Annotated in this window: 16 protein-coding genes; 5 read left to right on the forward strand and 11 right to left on the reverse strand. The window is 67.4% G+C overall.

The window, feature by feature from the left end; all coding sequences use genetic code 11:
- Positions 1-70: 70 nt before the first annotated feature.
- The 3 genes from AC0WR5_RS13700 to AC0WR5_RS13710 all read left to right on the forward strand — a co-directional run bounded on the left by AC0WR5_RS13700 (position 71) and on the right by AC0WR5_RS13710 (position 5,241).
- The gene (locus AC0WR5_RS13700; RefSeq protein ID WP_475863905.1) at positions 71-2,134 is read left to right on the forward strand and encodes a hydantoinase/oxoprolinase family protein; all 2,064 of its coding nucleotides are present in this window, start codon (positions 71-73) and stop codon (positions 2,132-2,134) included.
- A 103-nt stretch (positions 2,135-2,237) separates the two neighbouring features.
- Positions 2,238-3,977, forward strand: a complete 1,740-nt coding sequence (locus tag AC0WR5_RS13705) for a hydantoinase B/oxoprolinase family protein (RefSeq protein WP_475863907.1) — start codon at positions 2,238-2,240, stop codon at positions 3,975-3,977.
- Positions 3,978-4,257: 280 nt separating this feature from the next.
- On the forward strand, positions 4,258-5,241 hold the full coding sequence (locus AC0WR5_RS13710) for an NAD(P)H-dependent flavin oxidoreductase (protein WP_475863909.1): 984 nt from the start codon (positions 4,258-4,260) through the stop codon (positions 5,239-5,241).
- Between the two features lie 425 nt (positions 5,242-5,666).
- Here AC0WR5_RS13710 and AC0WR5_RS13715 read toward each other — a convergent pair whose 3' ends face one another.
- Complete coding sequence (locus tag AC0WR5_RS13715; protein WP_475863911.1) at positions 5,667-7,961, reverse strand: xanthine dehydrogenase family protein molybdopterin-binding subunit; 2,295 nt, start codon at positions 7,959-7,961, stop codon at positions 5,667-5,669.
- A gap of 337 nt (positions 7,962-8,298) precedes the next feature.
- Here AC0WR5_RS13715 and AC0WR5_RS13720 point away from each other — a divergent pair, with 337 nt between their 5' ends.
- On the forward strand, positions 8,299-8,913 hold the full coding sequence (locus AC0WR5_RS13720; protein WP_475863913.1) for a TetR/AcrR family transcriptional regulator: 615 nt from the start codon (positions 8,299-8,301) through the stop codon (positions 8,911-8,913).
- Positions 8,914-8,975: 62 nt separating this feature from the next.
- Here the strand turns inward: AC0WR5_RS13720 and AC0WR5_RS13725 are convergent, their stop codons facing one another.
- The 7 genes from AC0WR5_RS13725 to AC0WR5_RS13755 all read right to left on the reverse strand — a co-directional run bounded on the left by AC0WR5_RS13725 (position 8,976) and on the right by AC0WR5_RS13755 (position 15,426).
- The gene (locus tag AC0WR5_RS13725; protein WP_475863915.1) at positions 8,976-10,046 is read right to left on the reverse strand and encodes a DUF1513 domain-containing protein; all 1,071 of its coding nucleotides are present in this window, start codon (positions 10,044-10,046) and stop codon (positions 8,976-8,978) included.
- A gap of 4 nt (positions 10,047-10,050) precedes the next feature.
- The gene (locus AC0WR5_RS13730) at positions 10,051-11,055 is read right to left on the reverse strand and encodes an imelysin family protein (RefSeq protein WP_475863917.1); all 1,005 of its coding nucleotides are present in this window, start codon (positions 11,053-11,055) and stop codon (positions 10,051-10,053) included.
- Positions 11,055-12,665 (reverse strand): di-heme oxidoreductase family protein, encoded by a 1,611-nt coding sequence (locus tag AC0WR5_RS13735; protein ID WP_475863918.1) that lies wholly within the window; start codon positions 12,663-12,665, stop codon positions 11,055-11,057. The genes AC0WR5_RS13730 and AC0WR5_RS13735 overlap by 1 nt, the downstream gene beginning before the upstream one ends.
- A gap of 170 nt (positions 12,666-12,835) precedes the next feature.
- Positions 12,836-13,321 (reverse strand): bacterioferritin, encoded by a 486-nt coding sequence (gene bfr / locus AC0WR5_RS13740; protein WP_475863920.1) that lies wholly within the window; start codon positions 13,319-13,321, stop codon positions 12,836-12,838.
- On the reverse strand, positions 13,296-13,562 hold the full coding sequence (locus tag AC0WR5_RS13745; protein WP_475863922.1) for a (2Fe-2S)-binding protein: 267 nt from the start codon (positions 13,560-13,562) through the stop codon (positions 13,296-13,298). Before AC0WR5_RS13745 ends, bfr begins: the two co-directional genes overlap by 26 nt.
- 97 nt (positions 13,563-13,659) lie before the next feature.
- Complete coding sequence (locus AC0WR5_RS13750) at positions 13,660-14,922, reverse strand: imelysin family protein (RefSeq protein WP_475863924.1); 1,263 nt, start codon at positions 14,920-14,922, stop codon at positions 13,660-13,662.
- A 51-nt stretch (positions 14,923-14,973) separates the two neighbouring features.
- Positions 14,974-15,426 (reverse strand): hypothetical protein, encoded by a 453-nt coding sequence (locus AC0WR5_RS13755; RefSeq protein WP_475863926.1) that lies wholly within the window; start codon positions 15,424-15,426, stop codon positions 14,974-14,976.
- A 386-nt stretch (positions 15,427-15,812) separates the two neighbouring features.
- Between AC0WR5_RS13755 and AC0WR5_RS13760 the strand changes: the two genes are divergently transcribed.
- Positions 15,813-17,852 (forward strand): oxidoreductase, encoded by a 2,040-nt coding sequence (locus tag AC0WR5_RS13760; RefSeq protein WP_475863927.1) that lies wholly within the window; start codon positions 15,813-15,815, stop codon positions 17,850-17,852.
- Between the two features lie 75 nt (positions 17,853-17,927).
- Here AC0WR5_RS13760 and AC0WR5_RS13765 read toward each other — a convergent pair whose 3' ends face one another.
- The 3 genes from AC0WR5_RS13765 to fdhD form a co-directional block, all read right to left on the reverse strand.
- On the reverse strand, positions 17,928-18,851 hold the full coding sequence (locus AC0WR5_RS13765; protein ID WP_475863928.1) for an HNH endonuclease: 924 nt from the start codon (positions 18,849-18,851) through the stop codon (positions 17,928-17,930).
- A gap of 170 nt (positions 18,852-19,021) precedes the next feature.
- Positions 19,022-19,240 carry a formate dehydrogenase subunit delta gene (locus AC0WR5_RS13770; protein WP_475863930.1) on the reverse strand — a complete coding sequence of 73 codons (219 nt, stop codon included), beginning with the start codon at positions 19,238-19,240 and terminating at the stop codon, positions 19,022-19,024.
- On the reverse strand, positions 19,230-20,048 hold the full coding sequence (fdhD, locus tag AC0WR5_RS13775) for a formate dehydrogenase accessory sulfurtransferase FdhD (protein WP_475863932.1): 819 nt from the start codon (positions 20,046-20,048) through the stop codon (positions 19,230-19,232). The genes AC0WR5_RS13770 and fdhD overlap by 11 nt, the downstream gene beginning before the upstream one ends.
- Between the last annotated feature and the right edge of the window lie 3 nt (positions 20,049-20,051).

Raw genomic sequence — 20,051 nt, forward strand, 5'->3', positions numbered from 1 at the left:
TTGACTTGGCTCTGCACAATCGAAAATCATTTGTGCACAAACGTAATTCTGACGGGACAGGAAAGCAGCCATGGCAACCGAGCAGGAGAATGGACAGGTGATCGGCGTCGACGTGGGCGGCACCTTCACCGACCTGGTGCTGATGGATCCGGCGACGGGCGCGGTGCGCCTGGCCAAGGTGCCCTCCACCCTCGACGACCAGTCGCGCGGCGTGATGAACGCCGTCGCCGAGGCCGGCGCCGCCCTGCCCGAGACCGCGCTCATCGTCCATGGCACGACCACCACAACCAACGCGGTGCTCGAGCGCAAGCTCGCCCGCACCGGCATCATCACCACGCAGGGCTTCCGCGACGTGCTGGAGCTCGGCCGCCGCACCCGTCCGCAGGCCTACGGGATGAAGGGCGACTTCCGCCCGCTGATCCCGCGCGACCTGCGCCTCGAGGTGCCCGAGCGCATGGACGCCGAGGGCCGGGTGATCACCCCCCTCGACGAGGCCGCCCTCACCGCCGCCGCCGCCGCGCTGCTCGACAAGGGCTGCGAGGCGCTGGTGATCCACTTCCTGCACGCCTATGCCAACCCCGCGCACGAGCTGCGCGCGCTTCAAGTGCTGAGCGACGTCTGGCCCAACGAATACATCACCCTCGGCCATGCGCTGCTGTCGGAAAGCCGCGAGTACGAGCGCGGCGTCACCGCCGCCGTCAACGCCTCGGTCCAGCCGATCCTCGATCTCTACGTGCAGAACCTCGCGGGCTCGCTCGAACAGGGCGGCTACACCGGAGAGCTCCTGGTGATGAACGGCAACGGCGGCATGGTCTCGGCCCGCCGCGTCGCCGAGGAGGCCGCCCGCACCGTCATGTCCGGTCCCGCTTCGGGGGTCATGGCCGCCGCCTATACAGGCCGCGCCGCCGGCATGCCCGACCTGCTGACCTACGACATGGGCGGCACCTCCACCGACGTGGCGCTGATCCGTGGCGCCCAGCCCGCGGTCTCGAACGAGATCGAGGTGGAATATGCCATGCCGATCCACGTGCCCATGGTCGACGTGCGCACCGTCGGCGCCGGTGGCGGCTCCATCGCCCGCGTCAATGCCGCCGGCCTGCTCGAGGTCGGCCCCGAGAGCGCCGGCGCCACACCCGGCCCCATCTGCTACGGGCGTGGCGGCACCGAGCCCACGATCTCCGATGCCAACCTGCTGCTCGGCCGGCTGGACCCCGCACGGCTGAAATCGGTCGAGGGCGGCGTCACCCTCGAAGAGGTCCGCGCCATCTTCGCCGAAAGGCTCGGCGACCCGCTGGGCCTCACCCCCGAGGAGGCCGCCGAGGCGGTCATCACCCTGGCCAACGTCAAGATGGCCGGCGCCATCCGCATGGTCTCGGTCTCGCTCGGCGCCGACCCGCGCGATTTCGCCCTCTTCGCCTTCGGCGGCGCAGGTCCCCTCCATGCCGCGGCCCTTGCGCGCGAGCTGGGCGTGCCCCGCGTCCTCGTCCCCGCCCGCCCCGGCATCACCAATGCGCTCGGCTGCCTGGTCGCCGACCTGCGCCATGATTTCACCCGCACCGTCGGCCAGCCCCTCGATGCGCTCGACATGGACAGCCTCGCCGCCACCCTCACCGCCCAGGCCGAGGAGGGCCGCGCCCTCATCGCACGCGAGAATGTCGAGATCACGGAAACCCGCGTCCTGCATTCCCTCGACATGCAGTTCATCGGCCAGACCCACCTCCTCCGGGTCGAGCTCGAGGGCCCCGAGATCACCCGCGAGGCCCTTCAGGCGAAATTCGAACAGGTCTACTGGGCCCGCTTCCGCGTCCGCCTAGACACCATCCGCGCCGCCGTGGTCGTCGCCAATACCTCCGTCATCGGCACCCGCGCCACGCTCGACCCCACCGCGCTCATTCCCGCCGCGGGCCGTGCCGCCACGCTGCAGGAGGCCTGCCGCGGCACCCGCCCCGTCCGCTTCGACGGCGCGCTCCACGACACGCCCCTCTACCAGCGCGACCGCCTCCCCCCCGATGCGGCCTTCGACGGCCCCGTGATCCTCGAGCAGATGGACACCACCACCCTCGTGCCCCCCGGCGACCGCGTCACCCAGGATGCCATCGGCAACATCCTGATCGAGATCGGCGGTGCCGCGTGACCCGGCCGCTTCATTTTCTTGTCCCCAATATCCCCGCCGGAGGCATCGCCTGCACAGGCGATTTCCCTTCCCACCCAGAGCAGACCAGCCGGGAGCACGCCCAATGAGCCTCGATCCCATCACCCTCTCCGTCATCCAGGCCGGGCTGCAGCAGGTCTGCGACGAGATGGACCTCTCCTTCTCCCGCGCCGCATTCTCCCCGGTGATCGCCGAGGCCAACGACCGCTCCGACGGCATCTATGCCGCCAGTGACGGCGCCCTGATCGCCCAGGGGTCGCAGGGCCTGCCGGTCTTCGTCGGCACCATGCAGTATTCCACCCGCGTGCTGATCGAACGCATCGCCGCCGGCCTCACCCCCGCGCCGCAGCCCGACGACATCTACATCGTCAACGATCCCTATCTCGGCGGCACCCACCTGATGGATGTCCGCTTTGCCCGGCCCTTCTACCGCAACGGAGAGATCTTCTGCTGGCTGTCGAACACCGGCCACTGGCCCGACACCGGCGGCACGGTTCCGGGCGGCTTCTCCGCCTCCGCCACCTCGGTCGAACAGGAAGGCCTGCGCCTGCCCCCCGTGCGCCTCTTCAAGCAGGGCCAGCTCGACATGGAGATCTACCAGATCATCTGCTCCAACATCCGCGTCGCCGATCAGCGCATCGGCGATGTCCAGGCCCAGGCCGCCGCGCTCAAGGTCGGCGAGGACCGCCTGAACCAGCTGCTCGACCGCTACGGCGACGCCATCGTGGCCCAGGCCATCACCGAGCTGCGCACCCGCGCCGCCGAGCAGATGCGCAGCTTCATCGCAGCCATCCCCGAGGGCACCCATGCCGCCTCCGCCTGGATCGACAGCGACGGCGTCGTCGATGAACCGCTCGAGATCCGCCTCGCCGTCACCCGGACGGGCGACGGGCTCACCTTCGATTTCACCGGCTCCTCCGCGCCCTGCGCCGGGCCGATGAACTCGGTCATGGCCACCACGCTTTCCTCGGTCTACCTGGCCATGCGGCACATCTTCCCCGAAGTGCCGATCTCCGCCGGCGCCTTCGCGCCCCTCGCCATCACCGGCACCGAAGGCACCTTCCTCGATGCGCGATACCCCCGCCCCGTTTCGGGTTGCGCGGCCGAAGTGTCGCAGCGCATCGCCGAGGCGGTCTTCGCCGCCCTCGCCCCCGCGCTCCCGGATCGCGTCACCGCCGCCCCCGCCGGCACCTCGGGCAATTTCGCCCTCGGCGGCCACGACCCGGAGAAGGGCCGCGATTTCGTCATGTACCAGCTCTCGGGCGGCGGCTACGGCGGCAATGCCGATCACGACGGCCTGTCGAACGGCTGCTCCACCATCGGCATCTCCAAGGCGCCCCCCGTCGAGATCATGGAGAGCCAGTTCCCGGTGCTCTACCACCATTACGCGCTGCACGAGGGCTCGGGCGGTGCCGGGCTGCACCGCGGCGGCTTCGGCCTCGACTACGCGCTGGAACTGCGCCGCGGCTCCGCTACCGCCAGCTTCGTGATGGACCATGGCCGCTCCGGGCCGCTCGGCGCGCTCGGCGGCCGCGACGGCGCGGTCAACCAGGTCCGCGTCCTGCGCGGCGGAGAGAGCCACGTACCCGCGCACCTGTCAAAGGAACAGGACATCCCCCTTGCCCCGGGCGACGTGGTGCACGTGAAAACCCCTGGCGGCGGCGGGTTCGGCGATCCGCTGAAACGCGCCCCCGACCTGGTCGCAGAGGACGTCCGCCTCGGCCGCTACACGGCGGATCAGGCCCGCGCCCTCTTCGCCGTGGCCCTCGCCCCGGATGGCACCCCGGACGGGGCCGAGACCGCCCGGCTCCGCAGCGCCTCCTGATTCCGTTTCCCTGTCGGAAATATCCTCGGGGGTGAATGGCGCCCGGTCCCGGTTACGGGACAGGGCGCCAGAGGGGGCAGACAGCCCCCTCCCGGCTCCGCCCACCTTGACCCGCCCCCTTCCTTGCCCCACCTTTCCGGGGCCCCACCTTTCCCGGGCCCTGCCTCCCCGGCCCGGCAGAATTTCTGACGCAGCGACACGGATGACACCCCCCCGTGCACGTGCCAGACATTCCCCAAGGAAACAGCCGCGTCCCGCGGCCGGATTTGGGAGGATCCACATGGCTCTGCCGCATCAGCTCGCCAACCTGCGCCTGCCCCTCATCGGCAGCCCGCTCTTCATCATCTCCAACCCCGACCTGGTGATCGCCCAGTGCAAGGCCGGCATCGTCGGCTCCTTCCCGGCGCTGAACGCCCGGGAAAAGGAGGGAGAGCCGATCGAGCTCGAACGCTGGCTGACCCGGATCAAGGAAGAGCTCGACCGCCATAACCAGGCCAATCCCGACCACCCCGCCGCGCCCTATGCGGTCAACCAGATCGTCCACCGCTCCAACGCCCGCCTCGAGCGCGACGTCGAGATCTGCATGAAGCACGAGGTGCCGGTCTGGATCACCTCGCTGGGCGCCCGGCCAGAGGTGAACCAGGCCGCCCATGCCGGCGGCGGCATCGTGCTGCACGACGTGATCAACGACAAGTTCGCCCACAAGGCGATCGAAAAGGGCGCCGACGGTCTCATCGCCGTGGCCGCCGGCGCCGGCGGCCACGCCGGGGCGCTCTCGCCCTTCGCCCTGGTGCAGGAGATCCGCACCTGGTTCGACGGGCCGCTCTTTCTCTCCGGCGCCATCGCAAGGGGCGACTCGCTGCTGGCCGCTCTCGCCATGGGCGCCGACGGCGGCTATGCCGGCTCGGCCTTCATCGCCACCGAGGAGGCCAATGCCGTCGAGGGCTACAAGCAGATGATCGCGGATTGCGGCGCCTCCGACATCGTCTATTCGAACCTCTTCACCGGGGTCTGGGGCAATTACCTGAAACCCTCCGTCGCGGCCGCCGGCCTCGATCCGGACCAGCTGGAAATCTCCGACCCGTCGAAGATGGACTTCGGCGGCGCCAAGCCGAAGAGCTGGAAGGAGATCTGGGGCTCCGGCCAGGGCATCGGCGCGGTGAAGGAGGTGCTCCCCGCGGCCGCTCTCGTCGACCGTCTCGAGGCCGAGTTCATCGCGGCCCAGGCCCGGCTGGCGGCCCAGCTCGGCTGGACCAGGGCCTGACCTGACACCGGCGCGCCGGTTCGCCTGCGGCGGGCGGGGCGCGGGGCTGCGCCCCGCGCGGCTTCCCGTGCCGAACCCCATCACCGGCTGCGCCGTCGGATGCCTCCGGCGGGGATATTTATGGCCAGATGAAAGAGCCGGGCCACTTCGCCCACGGGCTGTGGTCCCGTCCCTTGTTCTGTCCCCCAAAACGTCCGGGGCAGGCGCGTCGCGGCACGGTCGCCCCCGCCCTCTGGCCTTGCAAATGCACCTGCCCGGCGGGCTCCTCGCCCCCCCGGAAACGCCATTTTCGCACCGTCGCAATACCGACGCGATACCGACGTAATACCGACGTTGGAATCCGGCCTTTTCAGACACTTAAAAATATTCAACTTTCGTGATTTCAGAACCCTGGAATCCCCCTCGCGGGGCATTGCTCCGCCGCCTCACTCCGGTGATCGCGCGGCATTCAGCGCCGCCCAGACCCGCCCCGGCGAGGCCGGCATGTCAAAGCTTTCCACCCCGGCGCGCGCCAGCGCATCGCGCACCGCCGACATGCCGGCCGCCAGCGCCCCCACGCTGCCCGCCTCGCCCACGCCCTTGACCGTCAGCGGGTTCAGCCCGGTGGGCTCCGCCCGGAACCCCGTGGTGCAATTCGGCAAATCCGCCGCCCGCGGCAGGGCGTAGTCCATCAGGGATCCCGTCAGCAGTTGCCCCTCGCCGGGATCGTACCGCATCTCCTCGGCCAGGACCTGGGCCAGGGCCTGGCCGACACCGCCATGGATCTGCCCCTCCGCCAGCTGCAGGTTGACGACCCGGCCGATGTCTTCCACCGCAGAGTAGCAAACCGGCACCACCTTGCCGGTCTCCGGATCCAGCTCGACCTCGCAGATATGACAGCCGTTCGGGAAGGTTGGTGCCTGGGTGACAAATTCTCCCTTTCCGATCAGCTGGATACCGCGTCTTTCCGCGGCCCGGGCAACCACCTCGAGGGTCAAGGAACGATCGGTTCCCGCGATACGGAAGCGGCCCGCCTCGTATTCCACGTCGGCCGCCGCCGCTTCCAGCTCCTCGCCGGCAACCTCGCAGGCCAGCGCGATCACCCTCTTGATCCCGTCCATCATGGCCGAGGCGCCCTTGACCATGGCGCCGCTGCCTCCCATTCCCGCGCCGCGCTCCACCAGGTCGGTATCGCCCTGCACGTAGACCACGCGCTCGACCGGAAGGCCCAGCTCCTCTGCCGCGAGATCGGCAAAGCTGGTCTCGAGTCCCTGCCCCGCCGAGAAGGCCCCCGCCGCCAAACGTACGCTTCCGTCTGGCAGGATTTCCACGTCGGTCCAGTCGCGCCCCGGTCCGCTGATGGTGCCTCCTGCCGTCTCGATGCACATGGTCAGCCCGAATCCCCGCAGCCGCCCCGCCGCTTCCGAGGCCCTGCGCCGCCCCTCGAAACCCGCCGCATCGGCCTGCGCCAGAGCCGCATCCAGAACGGCGGAAAAATCGCCGCTGTCGTAATTGAACAGGAAGGGCGAGCTCCAGGGCATCTCCTCGGGCGCAATCAGGTTGCGCCGCCGCAGCGCCACGGGATCCATCCCCAACTCGCGCGCGGCAATGTCGATCGTGCTCTCGATGAAATAGGTCGCCTCGGGGCGGCCGGCGCCGCGATAGGCCGCCACCGGCACGATGTTGGTCAGGTAGGCGTCGATATGGCCCGCGATCAGCGGCGTCCGGTAAACCCCGGCAATGCCCCCGATATTCAGGATCGCCGAATTTGACCGGCCAGAGGCGTAGGCGCCGATGTTGACGTCCAGGTGCACCTTGAGCGCGGTAAAGCTGCCTGCGGGGGTCAAGCCCAGCTCGACCACCGCGCGCATGTCGCGCCCCCCTTCATCGGACAGGAAATCCTCGCTCCTGTCCGCGCGCCAGCGCACCGGCCGCTGCAGTTGGCGCGCCGCCCAGGCCACAAGCATTTCCTCCCGAAGGGGTCCCGCCTTCATCCCGAAGGACCCGCCAACATCGCCGGCCACCACGCGGATCTCGCCCGGCTCCATCGACAGCGCCTGCGCAAGCGCATCCCTCAGCCCCGCAGGTTGCTGGTGACCGACATGCAGGATCAACCGACCGTCCGCGCCCTGTCGGGCCAGGGCCGAACGGGGCTCCATCGCGACCGTCGTCACCCGCGTCACCGGCAGTTCCGTACGCACCCGGTGGGCCGAGGCCGCCAATGCCGCCTCGGTCGCCGCGTGGTCCCCCCGTGACCACTGGAACGCAAGGTTGCCCGGCCGCGCCGCGTGCACCAGCGGCGCCCCCTTCGCCCGCGCCGCGGCGATGGTGGTGACCACTGGCCGTTCCTCCAAGTCAAGCACCACGGCCTCGGCGGCATCCATCGCCTGCATCCGGGTCTGCGCGATCACCATGGCAATGGGCTCGCCAACAAAGCGCACCCGCCCCTCGGCCAGCAGGCCCCTGTCGGTCTCGCTCCAGAGTCGGCCATCGGGCCCCGCGACGCGCAAGGGGGCCTGGACCGGCCCGACACCATCTGCCCGCAGGTCGGCGGCCGTATGGATCGCCAGCACCCCGGGCATCTGCCGCGCCTCTTCGAGATCGATCCCGTTCAGCACCGCCGAGGCGAAGGGCGAGCGGACGAAAATGGCCCAGCTTGCCTCTGCGCAGGCGACGTCATCGGTATAGCGCCCCTGCCCTGAAAGCAGGCGCCGATCCTCGATTCTTCCTCTGCGTTTCATCGCGTCTCTCCACCTCTGGATGGGAAGGCCTCAGGCATCTCGCTCAGCGCGCGTATAGCACGTTCTGTGAAAATCTTGTTTTTTACACGGCAACGGCAAACTTCCGCCACATTTAAACCAAACCGACATTTTTCTCGGGCCCGGATTCGTCATTCGGACTGGAATTTTTCTGAATGAATTCCGTTTGTTTGCCGAAAATTAACCATTCAAAACTTACTACCGGGTACGAAAGAAGGCCCTTGAGACAATGTTAAGCTGTCTACCTGAGTTCTATTCTTAGGCTTCGAAACAGGCTGTAAAAGTCTGCATGCAATTAGCACAAGGTACTGAGGAACACATGGCGAATTGGAATGGCGAAGTCGCCTCGCGTGAGGAAATCCGTGAACAGAAGCGGCGGGCAGCGCTGCGTGTTGCCTCGCGCCTGTTCAACGAAAAAGGATACCACGCAACCTCTCTGGACGAGATCGCCGAACAGATCGGCGTAACCAAGACCGCGCTCTATTACTATTTCCGCAACAAGGAAGAGCTGCTCTACGATTGCCTGCAGGTCACTTTTGCCTGCGGAGAGGACGCCCGCCGCGAGGCCGAGGCGCTGGACGGCACGGCATTTGACAAGTTCTGCCATTACTACCGCCTCTACATGGAATACGTGGTGACACAATCGGGCACCTACACCACGACGGCAAACATCCGCGCCCTGCCCCTCGCCATGCAGGAAAGCCTGACCGCCCGCAGCAACGCGCTCGACGCCTATACCCGCAGCCTGCTCGAGGCCGCCATCGCAGAGGGTCGCCTGCGCTCCTTCGATACCGAGAGCGCGGCGGACTTCTTCATGGGCATGATCAACTGGCTCGTCGCCCGGCACATGGATGGCACCGATCGCTCCCCCGAGGAAACCTCCGCGCACTTCCTCGATCAGATCCTGCACGGGCTGGCCGCACCGGTCAACTGAACCTGACGGTCGCCCCCCGGCATCCCGCATGTCCTGCACCGGGCGTCACCTTTTGCGGTGTATTACAGCGTGACGACGTGGTGATCCCAGTTCCGGGCCGACCGGTGCCGGGGCACGAAGCGTTCCGGGCTTGCCTGCCAGACGCCGCCCTGCCCGTCCGTCGCGATGAACCCGCCCGGCCCCGCCGTCAGGCCGCAGATGTCGGCGCGCAGGTGCGTCGCGCGAAAGGCGCCTGTATCGTCGAAGATGTGCAGCCGACCGCCCCGTGGTGAAGTGATGCCGATCAGGGTCTGCGTCTCGTCGAAGGCGATACTGCCCACATAGGCCTTCATGCTGACCTGCTCGCCAAGGTCCGCATGGGCCAGGACCGGCTTCTGCCCCCGTCGGTGCAGGCCCATCAGGGGGGCCGCGGCATTCGGCTCGAGCTGCCATTGCATGGCAAAGGCCACCAGCCCGTCGGGCCGCGTCGCCACGTGGCGGATCGAGTTCATGCGCAACGCAGGATCAAGCTCCACCTTCTCCAGCAGCTCGCCCTCCGGCGAGAGATAGACCAGGTTCGGATGCATCTGCTCGACAAAGAGCTTCTCGCCAAGGCGCGCCGGATCGCTGTGATAGCCACCGTTGGCCACCAGCAGCGTGCCATCGGCCAGCTCGATCGCCTCGTGCGGCCCCACCCCGTGGGTCGCGATCTCGCCGATGCGACGATAGCCCTCGCGCCGCGACCACAGGCCCAGAACCCCGCGCACGCCCGGCACGTCGATCTCGCTGGTGCACAGGATGTCGCCGTCACCGATGAACATGCCATGGCCGCAAAACACCCGGTCCGGCGGCGTGTGCAGTTCCTGCATGCCCCTGCCGGCCACACAGTCGATCACAAGCGCAAAGGTCCCGGGCCTGCGGGCAAAGCCCACCACTTCCGGCGCCGTCGGATGGGCCGCCCCGGCATGGCCCCTGTCGGGCAGCGGGACGCGGAAGATGTCGTTTCCCGTCACGTCCAGGCCATAGAGCGAATAGCTCTGGTCAGGTTCCCGCGCGGCAGCCAGGAAACTTGGGCTGCCGGCATCAGCCCAGCTCAGCCGCGGCGCGGCGACGCTGGCGATCATGGCGGCAAGAAAGGCACGGCGGGTGGTCATGGGATCAGTCCCCGTCGGCCGAGTTGAAGCCCGCGGTCACACCAAGAGAGGCACCGATCTCGCCTTCGACGGCGCGTCGCACCGCCTGCACCCGCTGCTGCACGATCTCGACCTTCAGACGGCCGGTCGGGTCATCGACCCCGGCAAATGTCGGGTCGGCCAGCATCGCCGCCTCTTCCTGCGCCTCGTCAAAGGCCGCCTCGGTCACGTCCAGGTTCACGTCGCTCAGCGTCTCGGCGAAATCGCGCAGCGCGGCCAGCGACAGCTGAACATTGCGCAGCGAGCGCTCGCTGCGGCGTGCCTCGGCCCGGCGCGGACGCGGCTTGTCAAAGGTGCCCAGCGGCCGGCCCAGACGCTGATCCGCGGTAAACTCCAGCCCCGCGAGCAGCGACGTATAGAGCGCCTGCGTCGCCTCGTCCTTGCTCAGGTAAGCCGTGTTGCCCGCCTCGCCCGCGCCCAGCATCAGCGGCGCCTGCACTTCGCGCCACTTGGTATCGATATCCTGCGCCATGCTGGCCATGCTGGCGGTGATCGCCTGCACCAGCTTGCAGGTATAGCTTTCGGCCCCGTAGCCATCGAACTGATCGTCATAGAACAGTTCCTCGAGCGCAAAGAAGCCGCGCGCCGCCACGGAGACGGTGTCGAAATTCTCCGGATGATCGACGATGGGATCCTCGTCGGCTATCAGCCCGCCCAGGCTGCGCGCCACAAAGCCCTTGGGGTCCGGCCAGAAGGCGATGGCGTTGACGCGGCCATTTTCCTCCAGCGGCCCGAAGCGCAGATGCGAGATGCCCAGCCAGCTGTCGAAGGCATCGTTGTAGGGGCTCTTCATGGCCTCTGCCGTGCAATCCTCCTGTGCCGCGGCCGCGAGCGCCCCGGTCGAGGTCGCAAAGGCCGCGGTGCCGGGCAGGATGTGCTGCTCGATCACCGTCTTCGTGCCTGCAAGGGCCGGTGCCGTGGCAAGGGGCAGCGCCAGCGTGGCGGCAAGGGCAATGTCGGGCAGACGCATCAGAGGCTCTCCAGGTAGCTGATCAGGGCGGCGCGATCCGCAGGGTCGAGGTTCACCACCATGTCGCGGGCGGCCTGCGCCTCTCCGCCATGCCAGAGCACGGCCTCGAGAAGCGAGCGGGCACGGCCATCATGCAGGTACTCGCTGTGACCATTTACCTGTGGTGTCATACCGATACCCCAAAGCGGCGGCGTCTTCCATTCCTGTCCGTTGGCACGCCCCTCGGGCCGGTTGTCGGCCAGCCCCGGCCCCATGTCGTGCAGCAGCAGGTCGGTATAGGGCCAGATCAGCTGGAAGCTCTGCTCGTCCTGCCCGTCCAGCCGGTCGGTGACGTATTTCGGCACGTGGCAGCTGGTGCATTGCGCCTGATAGAAGATCTCCTTGCCGCGCAGCACCTCTGGATCGTCGAGGTTGCGCCTCGCCGGCACCGCCAGGTTGCGGCTGTAGAAGGTCACCAGGTCCAGCCCCTCCTGATCGATCTCGGTGCCCCTGACAGGGTCGTCGCCGTTGGGCGCGTTCAGGCACTCGGGCTGCCCCTCGGTGCAATCGCCCGAGGGCGCATGGAAGATCGGGTTCGAGATGCCGATGTCGCCGGAAAAGGCTGCCGCGGATTGCTCCCGCACCGTCGGCGCCCCCGCCTTCCAGCCGAACCGACCCAGCATCGGGCGATCGTACTCGAAGGACCAGACCACCTGCGGCCGGCCGGAAATACCGTCGCCATCCGCATCGTCGGGGTCTGCATGGGCCAGGATATCCGCCGCCGGAATGGCTTCCAGCAGGCCAAGGCCGATCATCGGCGGCGCCACCCGCGGGCTCAGCATGGCTCCCTCGGCCAGCGGACCATAGCCCAGGTCTTCGGCAGTGTAGGTCGGCTTGCGCAGGCTCGCGGTCTCGCCGCCCGCCAACTCCACCGGCACCTCCTCATAGGTGATGCCCAGCCGGTACTCGGCCGGCATCCCCGCCACGGCGAAATCCTGCAGCTGCCCGCCATAGACCGGATCGGGCCGGGTCCGCTGCTGATCGCTGTCGCCGATCGACAGCAGGAAGGCCTCGATGTCGCTCATCTCCTCGGTCTCGCGCGCCGGCACCGAGATGCGCAGGAACATCGACACCGCGTCATCCTCCGGCCCCTCGGGCGTATGACCGCGGCCATCCTTCAGGTGACAGCGCTGGCAGGCCCGCGCGTTGTAGAGCGGCCCCAGGCCATCAGAGGCCTGGGTCGAGGACGGCGCCGTGACCCAGAGCTTCTTGAACAGACCGTTGCCCACCTTGAAGTCGAGTTCGTTCTCGAAACTCATGTTGGCAGAGCTCTGCGAGAAGGCATTCGCGTCAGTGCGCGCCCGCGTCGTGGCACTCCCGGCAGGGTTCTGCTCGAATTGTTCCGGCGCGGTGAAATCCTCGGTCGGCGCGATCACCCCGGCAATCCGCGCCTGCTCGTCGGCGGTGCGCGGCACCACTGGCAGGAACGGCTGGCTCAGCGCGTCGATCTGGTCGTCGGTCAGGGGGTGCTCGGCCCGGGCGGGCCCGGCGGCCATGCCAAGGCCTGCGATCGTGGCAAGCGCGGTGGCAAGGGTCAGGCGCGTCAGAGGGCTGGCTGCTTGTACTGTCATGGCTATCTCCCGGCTCGGGAGTGCCACGAGTACCCGAGTAATTCAATCAGAAATAAACATGTATTTTCAGCTTACCTCTGTCCTTCCGCACCCCGCCTGCAAAAAGGGCTGCCGGCACGCCCATGCGACGCGCCGACAGCCCCGAAACCACGCGCAGTCCGCGCGGGCGATCACTCTGCCTCGTCGGCAGAGCTCGCGTTGAGCAGGCCGTATTTCTCGGCGCCCAGGTTCTTGTGCAGGTCGAGCTGGGTTTCGAGGAAGTCGATGTGACCCTCCTCGTCGGCCATCAGCTCCTCGAACAGGTTCTTGGTAACATAGTCACCGACCTTCTCGCAGTATTCGCGGGCTTCCTTGTACAGGTCGCGCGCCTCGTGTTCCGCTGCCAGGTCCGCTTCCAGCGTCTCCTTCAGGGTTTCGCCGATACGCAGGCTGTCCAGCTTCTGCAGATTCGGGTGACCTTCAAGGAAGATGATTCGCTGGATCAGTTTGTCGGCGTGATGCATCTCCTCGATGCTTTCCTCACGCGACTTCTTGGCGATCTTTCCGTAGCCCCAGTCTTCCTGGAGGCGGTAATGCAGCCAGTACTGGTTGACCGCGGTCAACTCACTGCGCAGCGCTGCGTTAAGGTATTCAATGACCTTTACGTCGCCTTTCATCCGATGTCTCCTTTCCCGTTGCGCGGCGGAGGCCACGCAGAATTTCCGGTACTTCGAAACTATCGCATTGACGCATGGTGTCCATGAAAAGCGGCAGGCAGCCCCCGCAATCGGCTTTCTTGCCCAAAGCGCGGTAGATCTTGCCGGGGGTGATGATGGTCTCGGGGTCGGAGGCGCGCATCCAGTCCACCGCGGCACGGATGTCGCTGTCCCGGATCGACATGCAGTGACAAACCATCATTTCATCAGTCCTTCCACTTGCCCCCGGGCACCGCCCGGATCATCGTTACGCAGGCCGGTGGCGACGCGCCTTCCGCGCCGCCACCGGCAGATCGTGATTACTGGAACACGGAGTCGGGGTTATCGAGGCTGTCGGAGCCCTCGAAACCGATCTCGTCCAGCTGCAGCGCACCCACGGCCCGTTCGATGTCGCGGGTCTGGTTCACAAGCGCATCCACCGCGCCCATGATCAGCGCCTCGCCCTTCTCGTTGCCGCGCTCGAGCATCATGTCATAGCTGAAACCGGCCTCGCCCGCGGTCTTGATGGCCGCCAGCTTGAACATGGTCTGGTCCAGCGCCGCCTTCAGGGCCGTGTCCACCTCCGGATCGGCCGCCGCCACCAGGTCAGAGATCGACGGGCCGCTGGTCACGGTGCCATCAACGCCGATGTAGGTGCCGTTGTAGACGTTATGGATGCCCAGCCCGTCATAGTAGTGGCTGTTGTAGGTGTTGTCGGAGAAGCAGTCGTGCTCTTCCTCGGGATCGTTCAGCAGCACGCCCAGCTTCATGCGCTCGCCGGCCTGCTCACCATAGGAGAGGCTGCCCATCCCGGTCAGGATCGCCACGATGCCGGCGTTCTCGTCGGCCATCAGGTTGGCCCGGGCGGCGCCGTCGGCATCCCACTGATCCACCATCCAGGTCAGGTCGTCGACCAGCAGGTCTGTGGCTGCCTTCAGGTATTCCGCGCGCCGGTCGCAATTGTCGTTGGTGCAGGCATCGCCCTCGGCGTAATCGGTCCAGGGACGCTCGCCGGCGCCATGCTCGGTGCCGTGCAGGTCCTGCCCCCAGAGCAGGAATTCGATGGCGTGATAGCCGGTGGCCACGTTGGCCTCCACCGCGTCGGCCTCGTGCAGCGTGCCTTCCAGCAGCTCGGGCGTGATCTCGGTGGCATCAACCTCTTCGCCCGACAGGGTGAAATGCGGGTTGGCGATGACGTTCAGCACCGCGTATTCGTTCTCGTCCGTGGCCCCGCCATAGGAGGGGTCGACATAGTCGATCAGGCCCTCGTCCAGCGGCCAGGCGTTCACCTTGCCTTCCCAGTCGTCGACGATCGGGTTGCCGAAACGGAAGACCTCGGTCTGCTGATAGGGCACCCGTGCCGAGAGCCAGGCCGCCTTGGCCGCCTGAAGCGTTTCCGCCGAAGGGTTGGTGATCAGCGTATCGATCGCGTCCTGCAGAACCTGCGCGGTGCTCAGGCTGTCGCCATAGGCAGCCTCGGCGATATCGGCGTAGTTCGTCAGAACATCCGCCTTTTCCTGGGCAAATGCCGGGGTCGCTGCAATGGCTGTCGCTGTCGCTGCGGCGGTCATGATACGTTTCATAAAAGGTCCCTTGTGGTCTCTGTCTGGTGACTGTCAGTCAGCAAATTGTCTTCAGTGTAAGGTTTCAGAGGGCATCGCCGAATGGCCGCGCGCGGCCGGCAGGCTGCGCATCAGCTCCAGGCCAAGGGCCTGGGCCAGCGACACCACGAGCGGTGCGACATCCGAACGCACCAGCAGACAGGCCATCAGCATGGCGTCCTCCCTGTCTCCGCTGGCGGAAATCGTCACGAGATGGGCCAGCACCGCCTCATCGGCACCGACACAGGAACAGGTGGCGCCGTGGCGCATCACCGGGCGGCGCACATGGCGCAGCGTCAGGTCAAAGAAATCGTCCAGCCGGTCCAGGATCATCGCGGCACGCGACGCGCCCTGCAGCCCGGACAGTTCCGAGGCAAAGGACGCCATTGCATCCGGTCCGTCGCAGCGTGCCCGAAGCGACCCGATGATCAGCGCCTCGTGAAAGGGCAGCGCCGCGATCGTGGCCACGGCCTCGGCTCCGCGCATCGGCTTCACTTCGCGGCCTCCCGGCAGGGCTTAACGGCCCCGGCCCGGTAAAGGGCAGCCAGCGAGAACATCAATGCGGTGACGGCGATCCAGCCCATTGGGGACCTCATTCCTGATTGAGGTCATTTCTGACCAAAAAAGTCGGCTAAGTCAATCCCGAGTGTTTTAGTAGCCAATTGACGCAGGGTCCGCCCCGGGCGCCTGCCTGTTCGGCGGGCAATTGCGGCCGGGGGCCGGGCCGATCTGCTCCGCAGGCCTGCGGTTTCCGACATCTCGCAACCGAGGCGCGACATGTCGCTCTGCGAGTCTCTTGGCAGGTCAGCGGCCGCGTGCTTCCATCCGCCCGCCCCGGCGCGGCTCCGGGCAGGACCAAGACGGAGAAGACCATGTCGAACGATCCCCTCCTGCAGCCCTATCAGCTCAAGCACCTGACGCTGAAGAACCGGATCATGACCACCAGCCACGAACCCGCCTATCCCGAGGACGGCATGCCAAAGGCGCGCTACCGCGCCTACCACGAGGAGCGGGCAAAGGGCGGCGTGGCCCTGACGATGACCGCCGGGTCGGCCATCGTCTCGCGCGACAGCCCGGCCGCCTTCAACAACGTTGCCGCCTACAAGGACGAGGTCGTGCCCTGGCTGGCCGAGCTTGCCGATGCCTGCCATTCGCACGGCTGCGCGGTGATGATCCAGCTCACCCACCTCGGTTGGCGTACCCGCTGGGACGGCGGCGACTGGCTGCCCACCGTGGCGCCCGGCCCCGCCCGCGAACCGGCGCACCGCGCCTATCCCAAGGTGATCGAGGACTGGGACATCACCCGCATCATCAGCGATTACGCCGATGCCGCCGAGCGCATGCAGGCCGCCGGTCTCGACGGGATAGAGCTGGAAGCCTACGGGCACCTGATGGATGCCTTCTGGTCACAGAGCCTCAACCGCCTCGACGGCCCCTACAACGGCGATCTCGAAGCTCGCATGCGCTTCTCGCTCGAAGTGCTGCAAGCCATACGCGAGCGTACCGGCCCCGACTTCATCGTCGGCGTCCGCTTCACCGCCGACGACATGATCCCCGGCTCGATCTCCGCCGAGGAGGGCCTTGCCATCGCGCAAAGGCTCAAGGACAGCGGCACCGTCGACTTTCTCAACGTGATCCGCGGCCATATCGAGACCGACGCCGCCGTGGTCGACGTCATTCCCCTGCAGGGCATGCCCTCGGCACCGCACCTCGATTTCGCCGGTCGCGTCCGGGCCCAAATCGGCCTGCCCACCTTCCATGCCGCGCGCATCCCCGATGTCGCCACCGCGCGCCACGCCGTGGCCGCGGGCAAGCTCGACATGGTCGGCATGACCCGCGCCCACATGGCCGATCCGCATATCGTGCAGAAGATCATCGCCGGTCAGGAGGACGACATCCGCCCCTGCGTCGGCGCCACCTATTGCCTCGACCGGATCTATGCCGGCGGCGAGGCGCTCTGCATCCACAATCCCTCCACCGGGCGCGAGCTCTCGCAGCCCCACCTGATCGCCCCGGCAAAGGCGCCGAAACGCACCGTCGTGGTGGGCGCCGGCCCCGCCGGGCTCGAGGCCGCCCGCGTCGCCGCCCTGCGCGGCCATGCGGTGACCGTCTTCGAGGCCCAGGATCAGCCCGGCGGCCAGGTCCGGCTCGCCGCGCAGAACCGTCGGCGCTCCGAAATGATCGGCATCACCGACTGGCGCATGGCGCAATGCGCCGTCCGCGACGTCGAGTTCCGCTTCAACACCTTCGCCGAGGCCGGGGACATCACCACGCTGGCGCCCGATGTCGTGGTCATCGCCACCGGCGGCCTGCCAGAGGTGTCGCTGCTCGAGGCCGGCAATGACCTTGCCCTGACACCCTGGGAAGTTCTCTCCGGCGAGGCAAAGCCCCAGGGCCGCATCCTGATCTACGACGAAGCCGGCGATCACAATGCCATCATGGCGGCCGAGGCCCTCGCGTCGGCAGGCGCCGAGGTCGAGCTGATGACCCGCGACCGCACCGTCGTTCCCGAGATCATGGGGATGAACCTCACCCCCTACATGCGCAGCCTGCAGGAGAAGGGCACGACTTTCACCATCGCCCGCCGCCTGCGCGCCCTTACCCGCGCGGGCAATGCGCTGCAGGCCCGCATCGGCACGGATTATTCCGGATGGGAAACCACGGCCACCTACGACCATGTCATCGTCAACGATGGTCTGACCCCGCTCGACGATCTCTATCTCGAAATGAAGGCGCTCTCTTCGAACCTGGGCGAGATCGCACAGAAGACCCTCGTGGAAGCTGCCGGAAACCCCTTCCCGGTGAGGAATCCCGAGGGGCGGTTTGCCCTCTACCGCATCGGCGATGCCGTCAGCACCCGCAACATCCACGCCGCGATCTACGACGCGCTGCGGATCGGGCGTCTCTGGTAGGATGACCCTGCGGGCCATGCCTCCGGCGGGGATATTTCCGGCCAGATGAAAAAGACAGAGCGGGCACGTCACGCCCTAGCCCCAGGGGGTGGGGCCATCGTCCAGGACCTGGCCGAAGATGTTCTCGCGATGCCAGCGCAGGTTCTCCGGATGCGGCCAGTTGCGCCGGTCGGCAGGCAATTGCAGCTTGCGGTCCGGCACGATCAATCGGTTCACGACCTCGCCCGGCACCTTGTTGCTGGAGATCAGGATCGTCAGATCCTCGGCCACCGACAGCAGCCCGCGGTCGAACATCCAGTGCAGCGTTCCGGAGAGCGCCAGCCCGTTGCGCACCGCGTCGCTGCCCTGCCTCTCCACCGGACGGATATGGGCCGCCTGCACTTCTGGCCGGCCACCGCCATTGCGCAGGCCCAACCCGGAAAAGGCACATCTGTAGTCGTAGGCCTCGCGCACCTTCCGGCGGAACGCGACATCGCGGTAGGGCCGCCGCGTCAGCCGTTCCAGCACCGGGCGCTCGAAGGGTAGCGCGCTCTCGTCCATCTGATGCGTTGCAGCGGTCAGATAGCGTTCGGCCTCCATTCGTTCCAGTTCCTGCGGCAGGCCAAGGTTCACGATCCGGGCAAAATCCGCATCCGGCAGACGGCGCACCGCCAGCTGCTGCGCCCCGCCCCTCTTCGGCGAACCATCCGGCTCGGTCAGCGCGGCCTCCAGCGGGCGCCCCGCCATGAGCCGTGGCACCTCCCAGTCAAAGGGCAGGAAGCTTCCCGGCTCCATCAGTGCCAGATACCGCCCCTCGGCACCCGCGTTCGGGATCACCGCGGCTATCTTCGCCACGGCGAAATATCCCCGCGGCCCGGCTTTGACCGGTTCATAGTAGACAACCCAGTCGCCCACGGCCGCCTCGACGGCCTTCAGATAGCTCTTCGGAAAATCATAGCGCGCGTCGGGCTCGTCTTCATAGATCGAGTCGGCGCGATGCAGCAGGACCAGTTTCACCATCCGCCCAGGACGCCTGGCGAAGGCCCATTGCGCAAGCTCCGCCAGCGGAACATCTGAACATGAATTCACCCTTGTGACCCTCCTGTCACAAGGCGCTGCCCATCCTTCATCTTTCCACAAATACGTCCGGGGGTCCGGGGGCTGGCCCCCGGTCCCGCCCTGTCCGCCGCTCAGACGGCTGGCACCCGCACCGAACGCGCCGCCTCGACGACCATCGGATCAAGGCCCTCGCCCCCTGCCTCGACATGGGCAAGGAATTGCGCCCTCATCCGCGGATCCCAGAAGTCGTTCAGGTGGTCCGCGATCCGCGCGGCCTGGTCCTCGCCCGGCTGGCTGCGAAAGAACGTGGCGATCTGGTTCGCCATGGTGACCATCTTCTCAGGCGACATCGCTCGCTCCCGTTGTCAGACGTTCCGAATGGGCAAAGAGGTCGAACCCCTGCCCGCGCACAAATCCTGCCACCGTGATCCCGGCCCCCGTGGCCAGGCGCACCGCATGGGCCGTCGGCGCCGAAACGCCCGCCACCAGCGGACAGCCCACCATGGCGGCCTTCTGGATCAGCTCCACCGACACCCGGCTCGTCATCACGAAACCGCCCGTGGCCGGATCGATCCCCGCCCGCGCCAGCGCCCCGATCAGCTTGTCGAGCGCATTGTGCCGGCCCACGTCCTCGCGCGCCATCACCAGGCCCTCACCCGGCCGCAGGAAGCCCGCCGCATGCACCGCGTGGGTCTGGTCGTGCAGCGGCTGATGATCCCGCAGCGCCGCCGCGGCCGAGAGCAGGTCGCCACGCGAAAAGAGCGGCCCGCCGGGCGCCACCGCGGGCACCGCCCGCGCCGCCTCTTCCAGCGAGTCGATCCCGCAGAGGCCACAGCCCACCGGCCCCGCCATCTGCCGTTGGCGTCGCGCCACCGCCCCGGCCCGTTCCGGCACCAGCCAGAAGCGCGCCTCCGTGCCTGCCTCATGCTCGACCAGCTCGAACTCGGTCACATCTTCCGCGCTCTCGATGATCCCCTCGGTCAGGGAAAACCCCAGCGCGAAATCTTCCATGTCCTGTGGGCTGGCCATCATCACCGCGCGCGTCGACCCGTCATAGGTCAGCGCCACGGGCCATTCCTCGGGCAGCGCACGGGCGATCACCCGTGTACCCTCGGGCCCGAGGGACAGCCCCGCGACGCTCTGAACCGGCCGGGCCATCCC

Source organism: Pseudooceanicola sp. DL12 (assembly GCF_056270665.1).